The 23,812-nt window shown below is 69.0% G+C and carries 21 protein-coding genes; 17 read left to right on the forward strand and 4 right to left on the reverse strand.

The annotated features are described in order from the left end of the window. Window positions 1-146: 146 nt before the first annotated feature. The 3 genes from ACWD5D_RS24750 to ACWD5D_RS24760 all read left to right on the forward strand — a co-directional run bounded on the left by ACWD5D_RS24750 (window position 147) and on the right by ACWD5D_RS24760 (window position 4,604). On the forward strand, window positions 147-848 hold the full coding sequence (locus ACWD5D_RS24750) for an HAD family hydrolase (RefSeq protein WP_451374923.1): 702 nt from the start codon (window positions 147-149) through the stop codon (window positions 846-848). 502 nt (window positions 849-1,350) lie between these two features. Continuing rightward, a complete protein-coding gene (locus ACWD5D_RS24755) occupies window positions 1,351-2,955 on the forward strand; it encodes an ABC transporter substrate-binding protein (protein WP_451374924.1) in 1,605 nt (534 codons plus the stop codon). 68 nt (window positions 2,956-3,023) lie between these two features. Further along, entirely contained in the window at window positions 3,024-4,604 is a 1,581-nt protein-coding gene (locus ACWD5D_RS24760) for an ABC transporter substrate-binding protein (protein WP_451374925.1), read from the forward strand. 95 nt (window positions 4,605-4,699) lie between these two features. Here the strand turns inward: ACWD5D_RS24760 and ACWD5D_RS24765 are convergent, their stop codons facing one another. Both ACWD5D_RS24765 and ACWD5D_RS24770 read right to left on the reverse strand, forming a co-directional pair. Then, entirely contained in the window at window positions 4,700-5,371 is a 672-nt protein-coding gene (locus ACWD5D_RS24765; RefSeq protein WP_205383608.1) for a response regulator, read from the reverse strand. 15 nt (window positions 5,372-5,386) lie between these two features. Further along, window positions 5,387-6,373, reverse strand: a complete 987-nt coding sequence (locus tag ACWD5D_RS24770) for a RecB family exonuclease (protein ID WP_451374926.1) — start codon at window positions 6,371-6,373, stop codon at window positions 5,387-5,389. 178 nt (window positions 6,374-6,551) lie between these two features. Between ACWD5D_RS24770 and ACWD5D_RS24775 the strand changes: the two genes are divergently transcribed. The 3 genes from ACWD5D_RS24775 to ACWD5D_RS24785 all read left to right on the forward strand — a co-directional run bounded on the left by ACWD5D_RS24775 (window position 6,552) and on the right by ACWD5D_RS24785 (window position 10,245). Then, window positions 6,552-8,462, forward strand: coding sequence for a site-2 protease family protein (locus tag ACWD5D_RS24775; RefSeq protein WP_451374927.1), 1,911 nt, complete (start codon window positions 6,552-6,554; stop codon window positions 8,460-8,462). Between the two features lie 53 nt (window positions 8,463-8,515). After that, window positions 8,516-9,418 carry a tRNA (adenine-N1)-methyltransferase gene (locus ACWD5D_RS24780; protein WP_031162116.1) on the forward strand — a complete coding sequence of 301 codons (903 nt, stop codon included), beginning with the start codon at window positions 8,516-8,518 and terminating at the stop codon, window positions 9,416-9,418. A gap of 245 nt (window positions 9,419-9,663) precedes the next feature. Further along, window positions 9,664-10,245, forward strand: a complete 582-nt coding sequence (locus ACWD5D_RS24785; RefSeq protein WP_451374928.1) for a hypothetical protein — start codon at window positions 9,664-9,666, stop codon at window positions 10,243-10,245. Between the two features lie 21 nt (window positions 10,246-10,266). Here the strand turns inward: ACWD5D_RS24785 and ACWD5D_RS24790 are convergent, their stop codons facing one another. Continuing rightward, complete coding sequence (locus ACWD5D_RS24790) at window positions 10,267-10,569, reverse strand: ferredoxin (protein ID WP_451374929.1); 303 nt, start codon at window positions 10,567-10,569, stop codon at window positions 10,267-10,269. A 521-nt stretch (window positions 10,570-11,090) separates the two neighbouring features. Between ACWD5D_RS24790 and arc the strand changes: the two genes are divergently transcribed. The 6 genes from arc (at window position 11,091) to prcA (ending at window position 17,240) form a co-directional block, all read left to right on the forward strand. Further along, the gene (arc, locus tag ACWD5D_RS24795) at window positions 11,091-12,857 is read left to right on the forward strand and encodes a proteasome ATPase (protein WP_451374930.1); all 1,767 of its coding nucleotides are present in this window, start codon (window positions 11,091-11,093) and stop codon (window positions 12,855-12,857) included. Window positions 12,858-13,089: 232 nt separating this feature from the next. Next, window positions 13,090-14,601: a depupylase/deamidase Dop gene (dop, locus tag ACWD5D_RS24800; RefSeq protein WP_451374931.1), complete on the forward strand. Its 1,512-nt coding sequence runs from the start codon at window positions 13,090-13,092 to the stop codon at window positions 14,599-14,601. A 198-nt stretch (window positions 14,602-14,799) separates the two neighbouring features. Continuing rightward, window positions 14,800-15,018, forward strand: coding sequence for a ubiquitin-like protein Pup (locus ACWD5D_RS24805; protein ID WP_020939002.1), 219 nt, complete (start codon window positions 14,800-14,802; stop codon window positions 15,016-15,018). Between the two features lie 32 nt (window positions 15,019-15,050). Next, complete coding sequence (locus ACWD5D_RS24810; RefSeq protein ID WP_451374932.1) at window positions 15,051-15,644, forward strand: endonuclease VII domain-containing protein; 594 nt, start codon at window positions 15,051-15,053, stop codon at window positions 15,642-15,644. Then, window positions 15,596-16,441, forward strand: coding sequence for a proteasome subunit beta (prcB, locus tag ACWD5D_RS24815; protein WP_451374933.1), 846 nt, complete (start codon window positions 15,596-15,598; stop codon window positions 16,439-16,441). Before ACWD5D_RS24810 ends, prcB begins: the two co-directional genes overlap by 49 nt. 61 nt (window positions 16,442-16,502) lie before the next feature. Then, on the forward strand, window positions 16,503-17,240 hold the full coding sequence (gene prcA / locus ACWD5D_RS24820; RefSeq protein ID WP_451374934.1) for a proteasome subunit alpha: 738 nt from the start codon (window positions 16,503-16,505) through the stop codon (window positions 17,238-17,240). 55 nt (window positions 17,241-17,295) lie between these two features. On the opposite strand, the gene ACWD5D_RS24825 is transcribed toward prcA, so the two are convergent. Then, complete coding sequence (locus ACWD5D_RS24825; protein ID WP_451374935.1) at window positions 17,296-18,312, reverse strand: LacI family DNA-binding transcriptional regulator; 1,017 nt, start codon at window positions 18,310-18,312, stop codon at window positions 17,296-17,298. A 119-nt stretch (window positions 18,313-18,431) separates the two neighbouring features. On the opposite strand from ACWD5D_RS24825, the gene ACWD5D_RS24830 reads away from it, so the two are divergent. The 5 genes from ACWD5D_RS24830 to ACWD5D_RS24850 all read left to right on the forward strand — a co-directional run bounded on the left by ACWD5D_RS24830 (window position 18,432) and on the right by ACWD5D_RS24850 (window position 23,809). Further along, window positions 18,432-19,691, forward strand: a complete 1,260-nt coding sequence (locus ACWD5D_RS24830; protein ID WP_451374936.1) for an MFS transporter — start codon at window positions 18,432-18,434, stop codon at window positions 19,689-19,691. Between the two features lie 9 nt (window positions 19,692-19,700). Beyond that, a complete protein-coding gene (pafA, locus tag ACWD5D_RS24835) occupies window positions 19,701-21,062 on the forward strand; it encodes a Pup--protein ligase (RefSeq protein WP_451374937.1) in 1,362 nt (453 codons plus the stop codon). 143 nt (window positions 21,063-21,205) lie between these two features. Continuing rightward, window positions 21,206-22,216, forward strand: a complete 1,011-nt coding sequence (locus ACWD5D_RS24840) for an FKBP-type peptidyl-prolyl cis-trans isomerase (protein ID WP_451374938.1) — start codon at window positions 21,206-21,208, stop codon at window positions 22,214-22,216. Between the two features lie 97 nt (window positions 22,217-22,313). After that, window positions 22,314-22,694: an FKBP-type peptidyl-prolyl cis-trans isomerase gene (locus ACWD5D_RS24845; RefSeq protein WP_451374939.1), complete on the forward strand. Its 381-nt coding sequence runs from the start codon at window positions 22,314-22,316 to the stop codon at window positions 22,692-22,694. 161 nt (window positions 22,695-22,855) lie between these two features. Beyond that, a complete protein-coding gene (locus tag ACWD5D_RS24850; RefSeq protein WP_451374940.1) occupies window positions 22,856-23,809 on the forward strand; it encodes a helix-turn-helix transcriptional regulator in 954 nt (317 codons plus the stop codon). Window positions 23,810-23,812 lie beyond the last annotated feature (3 nt).

Raw genomic sequence — 23,812 nt, forward strand, 5'->3', positions numbered from 1 at the left:
CTGCGCCGGATGCTTCAAGGGGTACCCCCGTGTCGGAGGGGTAAACGAGGCGTTTCGATCGTGGGAGACGTACACTTGTCGGTCCACTGCAGGCCGGTTCCCTGTCCGGGAACCGGCCTGATCGTCCCCCAAGGAGGTGCGCCCGGATGACCAGCACGGTCCCCGCGCTCGGAACCCGAACGGCCGAAGGCTCCGCCCTGCAGGCGGTGCTCCTCGACATGGACGGCACCCTGGTGGACACCGAGGGCTTCTGGTGGGACGTCGAGGTCGAGGTCTTCGCAACACTCGGCCACACCCTCGACGAGTCCTGGCGGCACGTCGTGGTCGGCGGACCCATGACCCGCAGCGCCGGCTTCCTCATCGAGGCCACCGGCGCCGACATCACCCTCCCCGAACTCTCCGTCCTGCTCAACGAGGGCTTCGAGGAGCGCATCGGCAGCGGCCTGCCGCTGATGCCCGGCGCAGCCGAGCTGCTCGCCGAACTTCACGAGCACGCCGTTCCCACCGCCCTGGTCTCCGCCTCCCACCGCCGCATCATCGACCGTGTGCTCAGCGTCCTCGGCCCGCAGCACTTCTCCCTCTCCGTCGCCGGCGACGAGGTCACGCGCACCAAGCCCTATCCGGACCCCTACCTGCTCGCCGCCGCGGGCCTCGGCGTGGACCCGGCCCGCTGCGCCGTCGTGGAGGACACCGCCACCGGCGTCGCCGCGGGCGAGGCCGCCGGCTGCGTGGTGGTCGCCGTCCCCTCCGTCGCCCCCATCGCCCCGGCCGAACGGCGCACCGTCGTCAATTCTCTGGAGAAGGTCGACCTGGCATTTCTGCGGGCGCTGATGACAGACATGCGCTGACCGATCACCCTCAGCCACTCCCGCACGCAGATCCCGGGCGGAGGGCGTCGGGGCAGAGCTCCGGGAAGCGTTCGAAGGAGCGCGAAGCCCCTGGGGCGCCACGGTCAGATTTCCGGGGAAACGCGGCCCGCGCGGAATTCCGGACCGTTCGAGTGGCTGAATTCCGCTGCCTGCCAACGCAGTTGCATTTGTGACGTTCACCACGCCCACCGGTCTCGACAATGGTCACTCTGTGTGCTGACCGTCCAGTATTCGGGCGGACCGGCCCGCCCTTGTGTCCCGATTGGTGAATCGCTGCACTAATCATGCCGCTGTCGGGTTTTCGGTCTGTCCGCACCCGGTTTCACTGCGTGATGAGGCCTCAACTCACGCGGCTGCGAACGCTCCTGCGGGCGCGGTCTAATCTCGTCGCGAGAACATCGCAGCAACCCCCCGAGATCCCGCCGCACCACCCTCGCATGCCGGGCGCTCGGAAATCGAACAGCTCTGGAGAAAGCCCCGCATGAACCGCAAGACTCTGGTGCTGCCGGCAGTGGCCGGCCTGCTCACCCCGGTTCTCGCCGCGTGCGGCGGAGCCGACAGCGGGAGCAAGAACGGCGACGCCATCGTCGTCGGCACCACGGACCGGTTCGCGGCCACGAGCGACAACCCGGCGCCGCTCGACCCCGCCTCCGCCTACGACGTCGGCGCCTGGAACATCCTGCGCCAGACCCAGCAGACCCTCATGGCCCAGCCCAAGGGCGACGGCAACCCGGTGCCCGAGGCCGCGGAGAACTGCCGCTTCACCGACAGCGGCAGCGAGCGCTACGCCTGCACCCTGCGGGACGGCCTGACCTTCGCCGACGGCGACAAGATCACGGCCGACGACGTCAAGTACTCCATCGAGCGCGTGCTGCACATCAACGCCGACAGTGGTGTCGCCGGCCTGCTCAACACCATCGACACCGTCGAGACCCAGGGCGACCGCGACGTCATCTTCCACCTCAAGTCCGCCGACGCCACCTTCCCGTTCAAGCTGTCCACCCCGGTCGCCGGCATCGTCGACCCCAAGGACTACCCCAAGAACAAGCTGCGCGACGGCTTCGACGTCACCGGCTCCGGCCCCTACACGTTCAAGGCCGACATCAAGGGCGACGCGATCACCAGCGCCACGTTCACCAAGAACCCCTCGTACAAGGGCAGCGTTCCGGTGAACAACGACAAGGTCGTGATGCGCTCCTACGCGACCGCGGACGCCATGGGCGCCGCGATCGACAAGGGTGACATCGACGTCATGACCCGCAACATGTCGCCCCACCAGATCCAGCAGCTCGACGCCGGCTCCGACAAGAACGCCGACCTCGTCGACATGCCAGGCATGGAGATCCGCTACCTGGCCTTCAACACGAACGCGCCCGTGGTCAAGAGCAAGGCGGTCCGCCAGGCGATCGCCCAGATCATCGACCGGGGCGAACTCGTCTCCAAGGTCTACGGCAGCCAGGCCGAGCCGCTGTACTCGCTCGTCCCGGCCACCCTCACCGGCCACTCCAACTCGTTCTTCAACAAGTACGGCACCCCCAGCGTCGCCAAGGCCAGGACGCTGCTCGCCAAGGCCGGCATCGCCACCCCGGTGAAGCTCACCCTGCACTACACCACCGACCACTATGGCTCGGCCACCAAGCAGGAGTTCGAGATCCTGCGGAAGCAGCTCAACGGCAGCGGTCTCTTCCAGGTCACCATCCAGGGCCACCCCTGGGAAACCTTCCGGCCCGCCGAACTCAAGGGCGACTACGACGTCTACGGCATGGGCTGGTTCCCCGACTTCCCGGACGCGGACAACTTCCTCGCCCCGTTCCTCGACAAGGACAACGTCCTCAAGTCGCCGTACACGAACGCCGCGATCCAGCGCTCCCTGATCCCCCAGTCCCGGCGCGCGGCGGACCGGCTCAACGCCGCCAAGAGCCTGACGGAGATCCAGGACACCGTCGCCGAGGACGTACCGGTCCTGCCCCTGTGGCAGGGCAAGCAGTACGTCGCCGCGCGCGACGACATCACGGGCGTCTCGTACGCCCTGAACTCCACCTCGATGCTTCAGCTGTGGGAACTCGGCCGTGGTGTGAGCGGCTGACGTCTCTGTTGGGCCCGGGGCCAGGGACGGTGGCCCCGGGGTGACGAATCGACGACAAGGCACATGCAGTGAACATGCGCAACCAGTGGCCGGCCCTGGCGATCGTGGCGGGACTGGCCTCCGGCCTGTTGACCGGCTGCGGATCCGACAACGGTGGCTCCGGGGGCACCGGCTCCTCGGTGGTGATGGGGATGTCCGACGACGTCCTCGCCACAGACCCGGCGTCCGGCTACGACCCCGGCTCCTGGCTGCTGTTCAACAACGTCTTCCAGTCACTGCTCAGCTTCCCCCGCGGCGGCACACAGCCCGAGCCTGAGGCCGCCAAGCAGTGCACCTTCACCGACGACCGGGCCACCGTCTACAAGTGCGAACTCAAGCCCGGCCTGCAGTTCAGCAACGGTGACGACCTCACCTCCGAGGACGTCAAGTTCTCCTTCGACCGCATGCTGAAGATCAACGACGCCGCCGGACCGGCGATCATGTTCCCGTCGCTCGACAAGGTCGAGACCCCCGACGCCAAGACCGTCGTCTTCCGGCTCAAGGTCCCCGACGCCACCTTCCCCAGCAAGATCGCCTCCGGCGCGGGCTCCATCGTCGACCACCGCCAGTACGAGGCCGGCGCGCTGCGCAGCGACGACAAGGCCGTCGGCTCCGGCCCGTACACGCTGGACTCCTTCGACAAGGACAAGGCCGTCTTCTCGGTCAACTCCCACTACAAGGGCACCGCCAAGGTCAAGAACTCCGGCGTCACCCTCAAGTTCTTCCACGGCGACCGCACCGCCCTGAAGCAGGCCCTCCTCAAGGGCGACGTCGACATCGCCTACCGAGGCCTGACCGCCACCGACATCGCCGGCCTCGACCAGCAGGACGGCAGCAAGGGCGTCGACGTCATCGAGGGCAGCAGCGCCGAGGTCCAGCACCTGGTCTTCAACATGAAGGACCCGGTCGCCGGAAAGCTCGGCGTCCGCAAGGCCATGGCCTACCTGATCGACCGCGACGCCCTCATCCACGACGTCTACCAGGGCACCGCCACCCCGCTCTACTCGATCATCCCGGCCGGTATCGCGGGCCACAACACCGCCTTCTTCGACACCTACGGCGCCCGCCCCTCCAAGGACAAGGCCGCCCAGGCGCTGCAAGCCGCCGGCATCACCGGCAAGGTCAAGCTGACCCTGTGGTCCACGCCGTCCCGCTACGGCCCCGCCACCGACGCCGAACTCAAGGCCATAGCCGGCCAGCTCAACGCCAGCGGCCTGTTCGACGCCGACGTCCAGTCCGTCGCCTTCAACCAGTACGAGAAGGACATCGCCGCCGGCAAGTACGGCGTCTACGTCAAGGGCTGGGTGCCCGACTACCCGGACGCCGACAACTTCACGGCGCCCTTCTTCGGCAAGGGCAACGTCCTCGACAACAACTACGACAACAACCGGATCACCGGCTCCCTCATCCCCGGCACGGCCGCGCAGAGCGACCGCTCCGCCACCGACAAGGACTTCAGCAGGCTCCAGGACATCGTCGCCGACGAACTGCCCGTCCTGCCCGTCTGGCAGGCCAAGCAGTACGCCGTCGTCCGCGACGGCGTCTACGGCCTCGAGTACTGCCTCGACGCCTCCACGGTGTTCCGCTTCTGGGAACTCAGCAAGAGCTGAGCGGGCCCACAGCCGAACACAGGGCGGTGCTTCCCAGGAGGAAGCACCGCCCTGTGCCGTCGCTCGTAGCCCTGGTACGACGCCCTGCGCCCTACTTACTGCGCTCCGGGGCGCACCAGGCCGCTCTCGTAGGCGTACACCGCCGCCTGCACCCGGTCCCGCAGACCCAGCTTGGTCAGCACATGCCCCACATGCGTCTTCACCGTCGTCTCGCTGACGAACAGATCCGCGGCGATCTCGGCGTTGGACAGGCCGCGCGCAACCAGCTTCAGCACCTCGACCTCACGGTCCGTGAGCGTGTGCAGGGTGTCGGGCACCGGCTCCTCGCCCGAGGGCAGGTGAGTGGCGTACTTGTCCAGCAGACGGCGCGTGATACTGGGCGCCAGCATCGCCTCGCCGGCCGCCACCACCCGGATCGCCTGCACCAGCTCGTTCGCGGGCGCGTCCTTCAGCAGAAAGCCACTGGCCCCCGCGCGCAGCGCCTCCACCACGTACTCGTCCAGATCGAACGTGGTCAGCACCAGCACCTTCGCCGGACCGTCCCGCTCGGGCCCGGTGATCTGCCGGGTCGCCTCCACCCCGTCCATCCGGGGCATACGGATGTCCATCAGCACGACATCCGGCTGCAGGGCACGCACCTGATCAAGGGCCTGCAGACCGTCACCGGCCTCGCCGACGACCGCAAGATCCTGTTCGGCCTCCAGGATCATCCGGAAGCCGGTACGCAGCAGCGGCTGGTCGTCGACCAGTAGGACGCGGATGGCCACGGTGACACTCCTTCGCTAGTCCGGCCCCATTCTGCCCTGGGCCCCCGCCCCCGACTCGCCCGCCCTCACCGGCAACGGATACGGCGGGGGAGTACCACCGAACTCCGGGCAGTGCGCCTGGTGATCGCACCAGCCGCACAACTTCGTCGGCCGCGGCCGCCACTCACCCGTCTCCGTCGCCTCCCGGATCGCCTCCCACAGCGCGAGCAGCTTTCGCTCCACCCGCTCCAGGTCGGCGAGAACCGGGTCGTACGTCAGCACGTCCCCGCTGCCGAGATACACCAGCTGAAGCCGCCGCGGGATCACGTTCTTCAGCCGCCACACCACCAGGGCGTAGAACTTCATCTGGAACAGCGCGCCCTCGGCGTACTGGGGCCGCGGCGCCTTGCCCGTCTTGTAGTCGACGATGCGCACCTCACCGGTCGGCGCCACGTCCACCCGGTCGATGATCCCGCGCAGTCGCAACCCCGAATCCAGCTCCGCCTCGACGAACAGCTCCCGCTCGGCCGGCTCCAGCCGCGTCGGATCCTCCAGCGAGAACCACCGCTCCACGAGCAGCTCCGCCTCACCGAGCCAGCGGGCCAGCCGCTCGCCCTCCGCGTCGTCCGCGAACAGCTCGGTGATCTCCGGACGACTCTCCCGCAGCCGGTCCCACTGCCCCGGGATCAGCGCCTTGGCCTGCGGCGCGGTCCGCTCCGCCGCCGGCGCGTCGAACAACCGCTCCAGCACCGCGTGCACCAGCGTGCCCCGCGTCGCCGCCTCGCTCGGCTTCTCCGGCAGCCGGTCGATCACCCGGAACCGGTACAGCAGCGGACACTGCATGAAGTCACTGGCCCGCGACGGAGACAGCGACGACGGCGCGACGACGACACGCTCGGCACCCGGCCTGCCCGAACCCTCGCCGACGACACCCGCCGCCCTCTCACCAGGCCCCGACACCGGGTCCGTGCCCTCGCCCGCACCGCCCGGCAGGCCGCCCGTGTCCTCGCTGCTGCTGTCCATGTCCACAGACCATACGGCCCACCACTGACAGTCACCCAGCCACAGCCCGGGTCAGCCCGGCGCCTCCGGGCAAACACAAGGGGTGCCGGGGCGGAACGCGTCACCACGGCCGCATACCATCGACCCGAGACCCTTCCGTCCCTACAGGCGCGGAAGACGCTTCGAACGAGGGGACACCGTGGACGTGAGCGGCGGGAGCGGGCAGCCGCGGTCCGGCAACGACGAGCCGACCGACCAGCCCGCGGGCGCAACCACCCCGACGACCGACCCCGCCGACCACCCCGACGCGGCCCCGTCCCCCGACCCCACCGCCCAGCCCCCGGCGGACCGCAAGCCGGCCACGGCCGAGCATCCGGAGCCGGCGGCCGACGGGGAGAGCGGCGCGGGCGATCCGGAGCCGAAGGCCCCGGAGGAGAACGGCCCGGCGAGCCCGGAACCGAAGGCCGACGCGGCGAGCGGCGCGGGCGATCCACAGCCGAAGGCTCAGGGGGAGAGCGGGGCGAGCGACGTGCCGAGCCCGGAGCCGACCGCGGCCGGCGACACCGACGTGACTGCGAGCCCGGAGCCCACGTCCACAGCGGACGCCTCGGCCGCGAAGCCGCAGCCGGTGAACGGCCAGGACGAGACGGCCGCACGCCCCGAGCCGACGAAGACCGCACGCCCCGAGCCGACGACCGGTGCCGACACCCGGACCGTGAGCCCGGAGCCGGTGCCCGGTCCGGACGCGCGGACCGAGAGCCCGGAGTCGACGCCCCGCCCGGACGCGCAGACCGCGAGCCCCGAGACCGACGCCGCCAGCGAGGGTCGCGTCGTCGACGAGGCACCCGCGGCCGGCCAGAACGAGAAGCGGGGCGCCCGCGCCGTCGCCGAAGGCACCGAGCACCGCACGCTGGCGCACTCCGGGATCGCCAGACAAGAGCCGCCGCAGCCACGGCCCAAGGAGCCCGGCGGGGGCATCCTCATGGGCAGGCCCTTCGGAGTACCGGTGTACGTGGCGCCGAGCTGGTTCCTCGTCGCCGCCCTGATCACCTGGGTCTTCGGCGGCCAGCTCGACCGCGTCCTGCCCGAGCTGGGCGCCGCCCGCTACCTGGTCTCCCTGTTCTTCGCGGTCGCCTTCTACGCCTCCGTCCTGGTCCACGAGCTGGCCCACACGGTCGCCGCGATCCGCTTCAAGCTTCCCGTCCGCCGCATCCAGCTCCAGTTCTTCGGCGGCGTCTCCGAGATCGAGAAAGAGGCCGAGACCCCGGGCCGGGAGTTCGTCCTGGCCTTCGTCGGCCCACTCCTCTCCCTCGTCCTCGCCGGAGTGTTCTACCTGGCCCTGAAACCGGTCGAGCCCGACAGCGTCCCCGGCGTCCTGCTGGCCGGACTGATGATCTCCAACCTCATCGTCGCCATCTTCAACCTCCTGCCCGGCCTGCCCCTCGACGGCGGCCGCATGCTCCGCGCCGTGGTCTGGAAGATCACCGGCAAACCCATGAGCGGCACCGTCGCCGCCGCCTGGGTCGGCCGTGCCCTCGCCCTCTCCGTCCTCGTCGGCCTCCCCCTGCTCAACCAGTCCGACGCCTTCGGCGGCGGCGGAGACCTCCGCGGCATGGACACCGTCACCGACGCCCTGCTCGCGGCCATCCTCGCCGCCATCATCTGGACCGGCGCCGGCAACAGCCTGCGCATGGCCCGGCTGCGCGAACACCTCCCCGAACTGCGCGCCCGCGCCCTGACCCGGCGCGCCGTACCCGTCGAGACCGACACCCCGCTCTCCGAGGCCCTGCGCCGCGCCAACGCCGCCGGCGCCCGCGCCCTGGTCGTCGTCGACGCCCACGGCAACCCCCTCTCCCTCGTCCGCGAGGCCGCCATCGTCGGCGTACCCGAACACCGCCGCCCCTGGGTCCCCGTCAGCGGCCTCGCCCAGGACCTCACCGACGGCATGCGCGTCTCCGCCGAACTCGCCGGCGAGGAACTCCTCGACACCCTGCGTGCCACCCCCGCCACCGAGTACCTCGTCGTCGAGGAGAGCGGCGAGATCTACGGCGTCCTGTCCGCCGCCGACGTCGAGCGCGCCTTCGTCAGGGCCATGGCCAGACCCTCCTAGACAGCGGAGCGCACATGGTCGGCGGCCCCCACAAACCCCGGTAGGCTGGTCACATGTCCGAACCGACCGGTGCCGCCCGCAGGCGCGGGCCCTTCAAGGTCGGGGACCAGGTTCAGCTGACCGACCCCAAGGGCCGCCACTACACGTTCACGCTCGAAGCCGGGAAGAACTTCCACACCCACAAGGGCTCCTTCCCGCACGACGAACTGATCGGCGCTCCCGAGGGCAGCGTTGTCCGCACCACCGGCAACGTCGCCTACCTCGCGCTGCGCCCCCTGCTCCCCGACTACGTCCTGTCCATGCCCCGCGGGGCAGCCGTCGTCTACCCGAAGGACGCGGGGCAGATCCTCGCCTTCGCCGACATCTTCCCCGGCGCCCGCGTCGTGGAGGCCGGCGTCGGCTCCGGCTCGCTCAGCAGCTTCCTGCTGCGCGCCATCGGCGACCAGGGCATGCTGCACTCCTACGAGCGCCGCGAGGACTTCGCCGAGATCGCCCAGCAGAACGTGGAGCGCTACTTCGGCGGCCCCCACCCCGCCTGGCAGCTCACCGTCGGCGACCTCCAGGACAACCTCTCCGACACCGACGTCGACCGCGTCATCCTCGACATGCTCGCGCCCTGGGAGTGCCTGGAAGCCGTCTCCAAGGCCCTCGTCCCCGGCGGCATCCTGTGCTGCTACGTGGCCACCACCACCCAGCTCGCCCGGACCGTCGAGTCCATCCGGGAGATCGGCTGCTTCAACGAGCCGACCGCCTGGGAGACCATGATCCGCAACTGGCACATCGAGGGCCTCGCCGTCCGCCCGGACCACCGGATGATCGGCCACACCGGCTTCCTGCTCACCGCCCGCCGCCTCGCCGACGGCGTCGAGCCCCCCATGCGCCGCCGCCGCCCCGCCAAGGGCGCCTACGGCGAGGACTACGCCGGACCCAACGCCGACGGCGGCACCGGCCGCTGACCGGCCCCCACACCCGGCACAACGCAAGGGCGCCGTGCCCGAGTTCCCCACCCGCATCGGGAACTCGGCCACGGCGCCCACGCGTTGACCCGGCACCGGGGCACGTACGACCCCCGCGCGCGCGGATTCGCGGATTCGTCGCCCGCGCGAACCCCGGACCGACCCCGCCGTTCCCCCGCACTGTGACGTGTGGCACCATGCAGGCCACCCCCTCACCGGCACAGCCCTCACAGGAGACACTCCTCGTGCAGCAATCCGCCGTCCCGGAGCTCGCCCACACGAACACCCGGCCCATCCACTGGGTCGGCACCGCCACCGCAGTCGCCGGCGTGATCGCCCTGTCCTCGCTGGTCCAGCCCGGATCCGCCACCGCCGCCCAGGCCCTCACCGGCACCGAGGCCAAGACCGCCCCCACCACCGTCGCCCCGCCCAGCACGACCGGCGTGGCCTTCCCGCTCCAGTGCGGTCCGGTGAAGGCGGTGGTGGCCAAGAAGGCCACAGGTGACCTCGACGGGGACGGCAGACCCGAGACCGTCGCCGTGGTGCACTGCGACTCCGCGATGGGCACCCCACCGGACGCCGTCTACGTCCTCACCCGCGCCGCCGACGGCCCCGGGGCCCGCGTGGTCGCCACGCTCGTCGACCCCGAGGACCGGCTCACCGTGACCGACTTCGCCCTGCGCGAGCGGGCGGTCACCGCCACCCTGCTCGGCTACTCCTCCGTCGACGTGCCCAGTTGCTGCCCCGACGTGAAGACGCAGGCCAAGTGGCAGTGGAACGGCAGCGCGTTCGTCCGCTCCACCCCGGCCGAGGCCCACAGCGTGTGACGCACCGGGCCCGGCCCGGACTCAGTCCGCGTCGGGCCCGTACACCTCGACCCTGTCCGAAACCCGGCGCACGTGGATGCAGTCCCCGGGACACTCCTTCGCGGAGTCCACGACATCCGTGAGCAGGGTCAGCGGCACCGGCGTCGTCGCCCCCGCCTCCTGGAGCAGCTCGTCGTCGGCGCCCTTCACATAGGCCAGTCCGTCGATGTCCAGCTCGAACACCTCAGGGGCGTACTGGGCGCAGATCCCGTCGCCGGTACACAGGTCCTGGTCGATCCAGACCTCCAGCGCCTCGCCGCCCGGGGCCTCCTGCTGCACGGTCACCTCTCCTGCCGTCGGTTCGCCGGACGGTGACCGGGGCACGAAGGCCAGTCGGGTCCGCTCCAGCGGTCGTTGAACACCCCAGACCCTACCTCCGCCAGCTTTCCCGCCCTGTGCGACGGGGTGCGGGGTTTCCTCCCGCACCCCCTCGGGTACACGCGCACGACCGGGGACGACGGCCCCGCACCACCCGAGCAATCACTTCAGGCCGCCCCGCACGTGACATCGACCGCCCCAATCGTCGCTCTGCGTGATGACCGCGCGAGCGCCCCCACCCATGCCCGCGTACTGGCCGACCGGCCCGGAACGGACAACTCCAGCCAGTCACGAAGGGTTTTGACCACCTCGAGCCAGGAACAAGTCGCTTCCGAATCACGTTGAGTGGGTATCCCCTCCGTGCGAGAGGGAGCGCACCGGGTGACCGACGACACACCTTGACAGTCTTTGTGATCTAGGGGTTTCAATCGACACCCACCCAGGTAGGGTCTGGAAGCGTCCAGCTCCCCTTGGAGGAGGTGAGGACCGTGGCAGCCCACGACGACGACATGAACCGCGGCATCCGCCCGGGACGAGGGTCCGACGACCCGGCCGGGCAGATCGCCTACCTTGAGCAGGAGATCGCCGTCCTGCGCCGCAAGCTCGCCGACTCTCCGCGACACACGAGGATTCTCGAAGAGCGGATCGTCGAGCTGCAGACCAACCTGGCCGGCGTCTCCGCCCAGAACGAGCGACTGGCCAACACGCTCCGCGAGGCCCGCGACCAGATCGTGGCCCTCAAGGAAGAAGTCGACCGGCTCGCCCAGCCGCCGGCCGGCTTCGGAGTCTTCCTTCAGGCCAACGAGGACGGCACCGCCGACATCTTCACCGGCGGCCGCAAGCTCCGCGTCAACGTCAGCCCGAGCGTCGAACTCGAAGACCTCCGGCGCGGCCAGGAAGTCATGCTCAACGAGGCGCTCAACGTGGTCGAAGCCATGGAGTACGAGAGCGTCGGCGACATCGTCACCCTCAAGGAGATCCTCGAGGACGGCGAACGCGCCCTCGTGCTGGGGCACACCGACGAGGAACGGGTGGTACGGCTCGCCGAGCCGCTGCTGGACGTCACCATCCGCCCCGGCGACGCCCTCCTCCTCGAACCCCGCTCCGGCTACGTCTACGAGGTCGTGCCCAAGAGCGAGGTCGAGGAACTCGTCCTCGAAGAGGTCCCCGACATCGGCTACGAGCAGATCGGCGGCCTCGGCAACCAGATCGAGGCGATCCGCGACGCGGTCGAGCTGCCCTACCTCTACCCGGACCTGTTCAAGGAGCACGAGCTGCGCCCGCCCAAGGGCGTCCTTCTCTACGGCCCTCCCGGCTGCGGCAAGACGCTGATCGCCAAGGCCGTCGCGAACTCGCTCGCCAAGAAGGTCGCCGAGGTCACCGGCCAGGCAGCCGGCAAGAGCTTCTTCCTCAACATCAAGGGCCCGGAACTCCTCAACAAGTACGTCGGCGAGACCGAGCGACAGATCCGCCTCGTCTTCCAGCGCGCGCGTGAGAAGGCCAGCGAGGGCACCCCCGTCATCGTCTTCTTCGACGAGATGGAATCCCTCTTCCGCACCCGCGGCTCCGGCGTCAGCTCGGACGTGGAGAACACCATCGTCCCCCAGCTGCTCGCTGAGATCGACGGTGTCGAGGGCCTGCAGAACGTGGTCGTCATCGGCGCCTCCAACCGCGAGGACATGATCGACCCCGCCATCCTCCGCCCCGGCCGGCTCGACGTGAAGATCAAGATCGAACGTCCGGACGCCGAGGCCGCGAAGGACATCTTCGGCAAGTACCTCACCGAGCGGCTCCCGCTGCACGCCGACGACCTCGGCGAGCACGGCGGCAGCAAGGAGACGACCGTCCAGAGCATGATCCAGACGGCGGTCGAGCACATGTACGCCGAATCCGAGGAAAACCGCTTCCTGGAAGTCACCTACGCCAACGGCGACAAGGAAGTCCTCTACTTCAAGGACTTCAACTCCGGCGCCATGATCGAGAACATCGTGGGCCGCGCCAAGAAAATGGCCATCAAGGACTTCCTCGAAAAGAGCCAGAAGGGCCTCCGCGTCTCCCACCTCCTCCAGGCCTGCGTGGACGAGTTCAAGGAGAACGAGGACCTGCCCAACACCACCAACCCCGACGACTGGGCCCGAATCTCCGGCAAGAAGGGCGAACGGATCGTCTACATCCGCACCCTCATCACCGGAAAGCAGGGCGCGGACACCGGACGCTCCATCGACACAGTGGCCAATACTGGTCAGTACCTGTAACGACAGGGCGGCTGCGGGTGCCCTCGACGGGCACCCGCAGCCTCCTGCTTTTCAGGCCACGACCGAAGCAGGCAATGACGCAAATGATCTCCCCACCAGTGCAAAGGCGTTCTAGGCTCTTTCCTACCGCCGAGTCGCGCAGTGCGGGGACGGGCACCGCACACGCACCGGAGCGCCAGCGGTACGTGAGCGGCGCCCTCGACCGAGGGTGCCGCCGGGCAAGGAGGGCCGCATGACCGTACGGCGAGTAATGGGCATCGAGACGGAGTACGGGATCTCCGTCCCCGGCCACCCCAACGCCAATGCCATGCTCACCTCGTCCCAGATCGTCAACGCCTACGCGGCGGCGATGCACCGGGCCCGCCGAGCCCGCTGGGACTTCGAGGAAGAGAACCCGCTGCGAGACGCCCGGGGCTTCGACCTCGCCCGCGAGGCCGCCGACTCCAGCCAGCTCACCGACGAGGACATCGGCCTCGCCAACGTGATCCTCACCAACGGCGCCCGCCTCTACGTCGACCACGCCCACCCCGAATACAGCGCCCCCGAGGTCACCAATCCCCGCGACGCCGTCCTGTGGGACAAGGCCGGCGAACGCATCATGGCCGAGGCCGCCGAACGAGCCGCCCAGCTCCCCGGCGCCCAGCCCATCCACCTCTACAAGAACAACACCGACAACAAGGGCGCCAGCTACGGCACGCACGAGAACTACCTGATGAAGCGGGAAACCGCCTTCTCCGACATCGTGCGCCACCTCACCCCCTTCTTCGTCTCCCGCCAGGTCTTCGCCGGGGCCGGCCGCGTCGGCATCGGCCAGGACGGCCACGAACACGGCTTCCAGCTCAGCCAGCGCGCCGACTACTTCGAGGTCGAGGTCGGCCTGGAGACCACCCTCAAGCGCCCGATCATCAACACCCGCGACGAACCCCACGCCGACGCCGAGAAGTACCGCCGCCTGCACGTGATCATCGGCGACGCGAACCTCTCCGAGATCTCCACCTACCTCAAGCTCGGCACGACCGCCCTGATCCTGTCGATGATCGAGGACGGCTTCATCGCCGTCGACCTCGCCGTCGACCAGCCCGTCCGCACCCTCCACCAGGTCTCCCACGACCCCTCCCTCAAGCACCTCGTCACCCTCCGCAGCGGCCGCACACTCACCGCCGTCCAACTGCAGATGGAGTACTTCGAGCTCTCCCGCAAGTACGTCGAGGAACGCTTCGGGGCCGACGCCGACGACCAGACCAAGGACGTCCTCTCCCGCTGGGAGGACACCCTCAACCGCCTCGAGAACGACCCCATGAGCCTCGCCGGCGAACTCGACTGGGTCGCCAAGCGCGAACTCATGGAGGGCTACCGTCGCCGCGACGGCCTCGACTGGGACGCCGCCCGGCTCCACCTCGTCGACCTCCAGTACGCCGACGTACGCGCCGAGAAGGGCCTCTACAACCGCCTGGCCGCCCGTGGGCGCATGAAGCGACTCCTGGACGAGTCCGAGGTCGACAGGGCCCGTACCAAGCCCCCGGAGGACACCCGCGCCTACTTCCGCGGCCGCTGCCTCGAGCAGTACGCCGACGACGTGGCCGCCGCCTCCTGGGACTCGGTCATCTTCGACCTCCCGGGACACGACTCGCTCCAGCGGGTGCCAACCCTCGAACCACTACGCGGAACGCGAAATCACGTCAAGGAGCTGCTGGACCGCTGCCGCACGGCAGAAGACCTGGTCAGGGTCCTGTCAGGCGGCTGAGCACTACCAGCGCGCACACGCATCACCCCGGGCGGACAGGGTGGAAATCCCGCCGCCCGGGAATCATCGAGATGGCCCCCGTACGTTGTCGAAACTGCGGGGCCGATGTCGGACCCGGCTTGTAGGGTCTGATCATCACCGATCGGCAGGAATGCCGACCCGTCGACCATGTCGGGCGAACTGAGCGGGGTGAGGGTTATGGCAACCAAGGACACCGGCGGCGGCCAGCAGAAGGCCACACGCTCCACCGAGGAGGTCGAGGAGCAGGCGCAGGACGCGCAGGCCTCCGAGGACCTCAAGGAGCGGCACGAGAAGCTGAGCGACGACGTGGACTCCGTCCTGGACGAGATCGACGACGTCCTGGAGGAGAATGCAGAGGACTTCGTTCGAAGTTTCGTTCAGAAAGGCGGCGAGTAGCCTTCGAATCGAAGGCTGTGGGGGAGTCGGAGTTGGGAAGCGACGAAGGCGTGAGGCGCTGCTCACGGTGCAAGCAGCACAAGCCGCGGGCAGCGTTCGCGCGCAACAAGGCGATGCGTGATGGGCTGCAGGTCTATTGCCGGGAGTGCGTGGCCGCTTACCACCAGGCCCGGCAACTGGCCAAGGGCAAGAACGTCCGACCCAGGGTGGAGACGCCTGAGGGGCAAAAGTTCTGTCGGAGCTGCGGGGAGATCAAGCCGCACAGCGAGTGGCACCGCAACGCGACAGCCTCCGACGGCCTGTCGACGAGTTGCAAGTCTTGTCGTGCCGTCAAGGGCCGCGAAGGCCACCTGAAGCGCAACTACGGCCTCACCGAAGCCGAGCGTGATGCCATGGTGGCCTCCCAGCGGGGGCTCTGCGTGATCTGTCTGGACGCTCCGGCCGTACATGTGGATCACTGCCACAAGACGGGTAGGGTCCGTGGCGTACTGTGCTTCAACTGCAATTCGGCCATCGGCAAATTGAGGGACGATCCCGACGTCGGCCGTCGTGCTGTTGCCTACCTGGAAGGAAACTCGTGGAAGCCAATACTCGTGGCACCGGGCGTCTACCAGCTGCCTTCCTGACGCCTGGGTCCTCTTCGTTCATGGACTTCCTGTCGGACCACCAGCCCGAGCTGCTGCCCGGCAAGCGGCAGCTGCCGCCCACCCAGGGTGTGATCGAGGCGCCGCACGGGACGACGATCGTGGCGGTGACGTTCCCCGGTGGCGTGGTGCTCGCCGGTGACCGCCGGGCCACGATGGGCAATGTCATCGCGCAGCGGGACATCGAGAAGGTGTTCCCGGCGGACGAGTACTCGGCCGTCGGTATCGCCGGCACCGCCGGTCTCGCCGTGGAGATGGTGAAGCTCTTCCAGCTGGAGCTGGAGCACTTCGAGAAGGTCGAGGGTGCGCAGCTGTCGCTGGAGGGCAAGGCGAACCGGTTGTCGACGATGATCCGTTCCAACCTGGGTATGGCGATGCAGGGTCTGGCCGTGGTGCCGCTGTTCGCGGGGTACGACGTGGACCGGGAGAAGGGGCGCATCTTCTCCTATGACGTCACGGGTGGTCGTTCCGAGGAGCACAACTTCGCGTCGACGGGTTCCGGCTCGCTGTTCGCGCGGGGTGCGATGAAGAAGCTGTTCCGTGACGACCTGTCCGAGGAGCAGGCCACGACGTTGGTGGTCCAGGCTCTCTACGACGCGGCTGACGACGACTCGGCGACCGGTGGTCCCGATGTCGCCCGCCGGATCTACCCGATCATCACCGTGATCACCGAGGACGGCTTCCGCAGGCTCACCGAGGAGGAGTCCTCGGAGCTCTCCCGTGCGGTGCTCCAGCGGCGCCTGGAGGAGCCGGACGGCCCCAAGGCCGCCCTGCTCTGAGCGCGGGCCCGGTTCTTTTCAAGGTGATCCAGTGACCATGACAGAAAGGGACGGATAACCGGTGTCGACGCCGTTCTATGTCTCACCTCAGCAGGCCATGGCCGACCGGGCGGAGTACGCCCGCAAGGGCATCGCCCGTGGCCGCAGCCTGGTTGTGCTGCAGTACGCCGACGGCATTGTGTTCGTCGGTGAGAACCCGTCCCGTGCGCTGCACAAGTTCAGCGAGATCTATGACCGGATCGGTTTCGCGGCCGCCGGTAAGTACAACGAGTACGAGAACCTGCGCATCGGTGGTGTGCGCTATGCGGACCTGCGTGGTTACACCTATGACCGTGATGATGTGACGGCCCGTGGTCTGGCGAACGTGTATGCGCAGACGCTGGGCACGATCTTCTCCTCGGCGGCCGAGAAGCCGTACGAGGTGGAGCTGGTGGTCGCGGAGGTCGGTGAGACTCCGGAGGGTGACCAGATCTACCGGCTGCCGCATGACGGCTCGATCGTGGATGAGCACGGTTCGGTCGCGGTGGGTGGCAATGCGGAGCAGATCAGCAGCTTCCTGGATCAGCAGCACCGTGAGGGCATGAGTCTGGCCGAGGCGCTGAAGCTGGCGGTGCAGGCGCTGTCCCGTGACACCAACGGCAGTGAGCGGGAGATTCCCGCGGAGCGTCTGGAGGTCGCGGTGCTGGATCGTACGCGTCCCCAGAAGCGCAAGTTCAAGCGGATCGTGGGTCGTCAGCTGTCCCGTCTGCTGGAGGCGGACGGTGCGGCGACGGAGGCGGAGAGCTCGGACGAGGAGTGATCCAGGCCGCTTCGTGGTGCCCCGGTCGGTTCTCCGGCCGGGGCGTCTGTCGTTCTCAGGGGCGGCGTGCCGGTGCCGTGGAGCCTCGGACGACGAGTTCGACGGGGATGTCCCCGCCTTCGGGTTCCCGGCCGTCCAGGACGGCGAGGAGGGCCTGCATTCCGCGTTCTCCGAACAGTTCGGCGTCCAGTCGTACGGTCGTGAGCTCGGGGTCGATGGCGGTGGCGAGGGCGAGGTCGTCGAGGCCGGTGACGGAGACGTCGTCGGGGACTTTGAGCCCGAGGCGGCGCAGGGCCTTGTAGGCGCCGGCGGCGAGTTTGTCGTCGTCGCAGACGATGGCGGTGGGGCGGGGGCCGGGGGCGGCGAGGGCGGTTTCGGTGGCGGTGCGGGCGCCTTCGATGGAGATGGGGGCGGTCGCGGTTCGGATCTGTGTGCCCGGCACGGCGGCGAGCCGCGTCGCGAGCTCCCGTGCGCGCACGTCGAAGGTCCAGGAGGGGATGTCGGCGGCGAGGTGCAGGATGTGGCGGTGGCCGAGGCCGAGGAGGTGGTCGGTGACCTGGCGGACGCCGTCGGCGATGTCGAGGTTGACGGTGGCGGCGCCGAGGCTGCCTTTGGGGTCGCTGTCGAGCATGACGAGGGGGAGTTGGTCGCCGCGGATGGCGGTGAGGGCGTCGGCGGCCATGGAGGAGGCGATGACGCCGTCGAGGGCGGCTTGTGCGGAGGCGAAGGGGTCGCGGGCAGGGCCGATGCCTTCGGGGGAGGGGTAGAGGACGACGCCGAAGCCGTGTTGGGCGGCGACGCGGGCGGCTCCGGTGTAGACGCCGGCGAAGAACTCGGTGGTCAGGGCCGGTACGACGAGCAGGACGGTGCGGGTGTGGCCGAGGCGGAGGTTGCGGGCGGCGAGGTTGGGCCGGTAGCCGAGGTCGCGTGCGGCTTCCCGGACGCGTTCGGCGGTGGTCTCGGAGACCCGGCCGCGCCATTTGTCGCCGAGGACGAGTGAGACGGCGGCTTGGGAGACTCCGGCTGCCTGGGCGACGTCACGGCTGGTCGGTCGCGTGTTGCTGCGTGCCACCGTGTGCCTGCTCCTTCGTCTGGACGTGTGAACAGCGCACATGGTACGTATGAGAGACGACGTTATACGTAACACTTCAGGGTCTCGGGCGTTCCGGGGCGGCTGGTGAAGGGCAGGACATGGCCACGGGTTACCTGGAGATCCTCAGAGCGAGACACGCGCTGCGGCTGCTCACCGGAACCCTGGCGGGCCGGCTGCCCAACGCGACGGCCGCGATCGCCCTGGTGCTGTTCGTCCGGGCGCAGGGCGGCACGTACAGCCTGGCGGGCGCTCTGGCGGCGGTGTACGGCGTCGCGAACGCGGTCGGTCAGCCGGTTCTGGGCCGGCTGGTGGATCTGTACGGGCAGCCGCGTGTGCAGTTGCCCGCGGCGGTGCTGTCGGCGCTCGCCATGTCGGCGTTCGCGTTCTCGGGTATAGATCCGCTGCCTCTGGCGTACGCGACCGTCGCCGCGGCGGGTCTGTTCACGCCGCCTCTGGAGGGCGGGCTGCGTGCGTTGTGGCCGTCCGTGCTGCGCCGTGAGGAGCAGGTGCACACGGCGTACGCGATGGACGCGATCGCGCAGGAGGTGATGTTCACGGTGGGCCCGCTGCTGGTGACTCTGTGCGCGTCGCTGTGGTCGGAGCGGGCGGCTGTGCTGGCGCTGAACGTGGTGGGGGTGCTGGGTGCCCTGTCGGTGGTGGTCTCGCCGCCCTCGCGCGCGTGGCGTTCGGCGCCGCGGGAGGCGCACTGGCTGGGTGCGCTGCGTTCGCCGGGGCTGCTGGCGTTGCTGGGTGCCTTTCTGTTCGTCGGGATCGCGTTGGGCTCGATCACCGTGGCCTCGGTGCCGTACGCCGACGACCACGGTGGTGACGCGGTGTACGGCTGGTTGATGGCCGGTCTGGGCCTCGGGGCGCTGTTCGGGGGCGCGGTGTACGGGTCGCGGCAGTGGGGTGGTGTGCCCGAGCGGCGACTGCGGGTGCTGGTGGCGCTTCTGGCGGTGTGTTATCTGCCGCTGATGCTGATGCCGGGCGCGGTGGCCATGGTGGCGCTGTCGGTGGTGTCGGGGGTGTTCCTGGCGCCGTGCATCGCGTGTGCGTTCATCATCGTGGACCGGCATGCGCCGAGCGGTACGGTCACCGAGGCTTTTTCCTGGCTTGTGACGACGTTCACGGTGGGTGCCTCGGTCGGAACGGGCCTGGCGGGGCCGGTGGTGGAGGCCGGTGGGGCGCTGTGGGGGTTCGCGTTGCCGGGTGTGGCGGGGGCCGTGTCGTTGCTGGTGCTGCTGGCGACGGGGCGGGTCCTCGCAGCTCCCGCGCGGGGCGGGGTTGTTGCGGCTTCATCGGAAAATGATCCAAATCGTGCTGCCGAACCCCGTTTCAGCTCAGGGGATCGGGCGTAATGTTCACTCATGGACCGCCGCATTTTCGGGCTGGAGAACGAGTACGGCGTCACGTGCACGTTCAGGGGACAGCGCCGCCTGTCTCCTGACGAGGTGGCGCGGTACCTCTTCCGCCGTGTCGTGTCATGGGGCCGAAGCAGCAATGTTTTTCTGCGCAACGGTGCCCGGCTCTATCTCGACGTGGGCTCACATCCGGAATACGCGACACCCGAATGTGACAATGTGACCGAACTGGTCACCCACGACAAGGCCGGCGAGCGCATTCTCGAAGGACTTCTGGTAGACGCGGAACGACGCCTGCACGAGGAGGGAATCGCGGGCGACGTCTACCTCTTCAAGAACAACACCGACTCGGCGGGCAACTCCTATGGTTGCCACGAGAACTATCTGGTGGCCCGGCACGGGGAGTTCTCCCGGCTCGCGGACATCCTCATTCCGTTCCTGGTGACCAGGCAGTTGCTGTGCGGCGCCGGCAAGGTGCTGCAGACGCCGCGTGGTGCGGTGTACTGCGTGAGCCAGCGTGCGGAGCACATCTGGGAGGGCGTCTCCTCGGCGACGACCCGTTCCCGTCCCATCATCAACACCCGCGACGAACCGCACGCGGACGCCGAGCGCTACCGCCGCCTGCATGTCATCGTGGGCGACTCGAACATGTCCGAGACGACGATGCTGCTCAAGGTCGGGGCGACCGACCTGGTGCTGCGCATGATCGAGGCGGGCACGGTGATGCGTGACCTGACCCTGGAGAACCCGATCCGGGCGATCCGTGAGGTCAGCCACGACATCACGGGCCGGCGCAAGGTGCGTCTGGCCAGTGGCCGGGAGGCCTCGGCGCTGGAGGTGCAGCGCGAGTACTTCGACAAGGCCGTGGACTTCTGCGACCGCCGTGGCATCCGCACGGGTACGGTCGCGCAGGTCCTGGAGCTGTGGGGCCGCACGCTGGACGCGATCGAGACCGAGGAGCTCGACCGGATCGGCACCGAGATCGACTGGGTCATGAAGTACAAGCTCATCGAGCGGTACCGGGCCAAGAACAACATGACCATGTCGCATCCGCGGGTCGCTCAGATAGACCTCGCCTACCACGACATCCACCGTCGTCGTGGTCTGTACTACCTGCTGGAGCGCAAGGGCCAAGCCACCCGGATCTGCAACGACTTGAAGATCTTCGAGGCCAAGTCGGTTCCTCCGCAGACCACTCGGGCCCGGCTGCGCGGTGACTTCATCCGGCGGGCGCAGGAGCAGCGCCGGGACTTCACCGTGGACTGGGTGCACCTCAAGCTCAACGACCAGGCGCAGCGCACCGTATTGTGCAAGGACCCGTTCCGTTCGGTGGACGACCGGGTGGAGAAACTCATCGCCGGAATGTGACAGAACCGGGAGTGTCAGGCGTTCGGGCGGCTCTGTGCCGGAACGCCACACGGGCGCCGTACGTTTCCCGTACGGCGCCCTTCCCGCGTCGTAGAGTTGCGCGCACGCCATTCAGCAAGATCGACCGATTACGAGGCATCTCCGTGCGCCGACGTTCACTTCTCCTGGCCGCTGTACCCGCAGGTCTGGTCACGCTCGCCGCTTGCGGTGACGGCAAGTCCGGCTCCGACAAGGCGGGGGCGTCGCCGTCGCCGTCGCAGTCGGTGTCCGCGGCGCCTCCGCCGAAGATCGTGGAGGGGCCGCTGCCGGCGATCACGGCGGGCACGAAGTTCGGCGAGAAGCCGACGGTGGCCAAGGGGTCGGGCGATCCGTCGCCGGATCTGGCGGTCAAGACGGTGATCGCGGGCAGCGGCCGGACGATCGCGGAGAACGACTTCATCCAGGCCAACTACCTGGGCCAGATCTGGAGCACCGGGAAGGTGTTCGACAACTCCTACGACCGTCACCGGCCCCTCGTGATGCAGCTCGCGCAGGGCAGCATCATCGACGGCTGGCGGTATGGGCTGACGGGCAGGAAGTCGGGCAGCCGTGTGCAGATCGCGGTACCGCCGACCTGGGGTTACGGCAAGACCGGTAATCCGCAGGGCGGTATCAAGGGCACGGACACGCTGGTGTTCGTGATCGATGTGATCGACTCGTTCAACTCCAAGAGTTCGGCGAAGGGGACGGAGGTCCCGCAGACCGACGCGGCGCTGCCGAAGGTCGGTACGAACACCGACGGCAAGGTGCCCTCGGTCACCGTCCCGAAGACCGACCCGCCGAAGCAGCTGGTGTCGAACTACGTCCTCGAGGGCGACGGTGAAGAGGTCAAGGCGGAGCAGACGATCCTGTGCCAGTTCCAGGGGCTGGTCTGGGACGGCGGCAAGACGTTCCAGCGGACGTACGGTTCGGGGCGGCTGAGCCAGTTCGCGGTGGAGCAGATGCAGCAGGTCGTCAAGGGTCTGGCGCAGGGGGTGACCGGCAAGAAGGTGGGCAGCCGGGTCCTCATCGTCGTACCGCCGGATCTGGGCTACGGCAACACGCCGCCGGCCGGCGGTGTCATCAAGAAGGGTTCGACGCTGGTGTTCACGGTGGACATCCTGGCGGCGATGTGACGCCCCGTTTCGGCGGGGTGACCCAGGGCAGGCGGGGGACCTGCGGGGATGAAAGAATGTCCGTGATTCGTGTCGTACACAAGCAGGAGCTTTTGACGTGAACATCGACAAGCCCGAGATCGACTTCCCGGGCGGCGAGCCCCCGGCGGACCTCGAGATCAAGGACATCTGGGAGGGCGACGGCGAGGTCGCCGCGGCCGGCGACCTGGTCAAGGTCCACTACGTCGGTGTCGCCTTCTCCACGGGCGAGGAGTTCGACGCCTCCTGGAACCGGGGCAACCCGCTGGACTTCCAGCTCGGTGTCGGCCAGGTCATCCAGGGCTGGGACAAGGGCGTGCAGGGCATGAAGGTCGGCGGTCGCCGCCAGCTGGTCATCCCGGCGCACCTCGCCTACGGCGACCGTGGCGCCGGCGGCCGTATCGCTCCGGGTGAGACGCTGATCTTCGTCTGCGACCTGGTGGGCGTCGCCAAGCGCTGACCGGACATGGTCGCAAAGGGGCCCGTGCTGTTCGCACGGGCCCCTTTGCCGTGGTCTTCGCCGTCCGGGACCGGTCACCTTCTCCGCTCCGGCTTTTGCCGCGACACCCCGGAGCGGTACGGTCGTCGGTCGGAAGTACTTCAGGAAGGCGAAGGGCGTCGATGGCCATTGCCAAGGCCGAGCGGCTGATGAACCTCGCGCTGTGTCTGCTCGGCACACGGCGGCCGCTCAGCAAGCGCGAGCTGCGCGGGTCGATCGAGGCCTACCTCGAAGCGGGCAGCGACGACTCCTTCAACCGGATGTTCGAACGGGACAAGGACGACCTGCGCGAGCTGGGCCTGGTCATCGAGACCGTCGAGAACGTCGAGGGCGAGGTCGGCTACCTCGCCCGCCGCGACAGCAACAGGCTCCCGCCGATCACCCTGGACGCCGAGGAGGCCGCCGCCCTGGGCCTGGCCGCCAAGGTGTGGCAGCAGGCCCGCCTGGCCGGCGCCGCCAGCGGCGCCCTGCAGAAGCTGCGCGCGGCCGGCCTGCCCGAGGACGTCGACCCGTACGAGGCGCACGGCGCGCTGGAGCCGCGCATCCCGGTGCACGAGGCCGCCTTCGAGCCGCTGATGCTGGCCTGCCGCGACCGGCGCACCGTCGTCTTCGACTACCGCAAGGCCTCCGCCGCCCACCCCGAGCCCCGGCATGTCGAGCCGTGGGCGCTGGAGTGCTGGCGCGGCCACTGGTACCTGGCCGGCTGGGACCGCGACCGGGGCGCCGAGCGCGTCTTCCGGCTGTCCCGGATCACCGGCAAGGTCCGCTCGCGCGGGACCGGCTTCACCGCTCCCGTGCCCGATGTCGTCACGGTGCGCGAGACCGTCGCCGGCTGGGCGGGCGAGATCGCCGACCGGTCGGCGCTGATCCGGCTGCGTTCCGGCGCCGGTTACCCCCTTCGGGCGAAGGCCACCAGGGTCCGGGAACTCGGCGACGGCTGGGACGAGTTGGAGATTCCGTACGGGCACGGCCTGGACGCCTGGCTGGTGGAGTTCGGCCCGGACGTCGTGGTGCTGGAGCCGGCCGAGCTGCGCGCGGACGTGGTGGACCGGCTGCGTGCCGTGGCCAAGGGCTGAGGG

It is taken from the genome of Streptomyces sp. NPDC002520, assembly GCF_053595235.1.

Coding starts and splice junctions, on each gene's coding strand:
- ACWD5D_RS24750 (WP_451374923.1), top strand. CDS start 147: ATGACCAGCACGGTCCCCGCGCTCGGAACCCGAACGGCCGAAGGCTCC.
- ACWD5D_RS24755 (WP_451374924.1), top strand. CDS start 1,351: ATGAACCGCAAGACTCTGGTGCTGCCGGCAGTGGCCGGCCTGCTCACC.
- ACWD5D_RS24770 (WP_451374926.1), bottom strand. CDS start 6,373: ATGGACAGCAGCAGCGAGGACACGGGCGGCCTGCCGGGCGGTGCGGGC.
- ACWD5D_RS24780 (WP_031162116.1), top strand. CDS start 8,516: ATGTCCGAACCGACCGGTGCCGCCCGCAGGCGCGGGCCCTTCAAGGTC.
- dop (WP_451374931.1), top strand. CDS start 13,090: ATGACCGTACGGCGAGTAATGGGCATCGAGACGGAGTACGGGATCTCC.
- ACWD5D_RS24805 (WP_020939002.1), top strand. CDS start 14,800: ATGGCAACCAAGGACACCGGCGGCGGCCAGCAGAAGGCCACACGCTCC.
- ACWD5D_RS24830 (WP_451374936.1), top strand. CDS start 18,432: ATGGCCACGGGTTACCTGGAGATCCTCAGAGCGAGACACGCGCTGCGG.
- pafA (WP_451374937.1), top strand. CDS start 19,701: ATGGACCGCCGCATTTTCGGGCTGGAGAACGAGTACGGCGTCACGTGC.
- ACWD5D_RS24850 (WP_451374940.1), top strand. CDS start 22,856: ATGGCCATTGCCAAGGCCGAGCGGCTGATGAACCTCGCGCTGTGTCTG.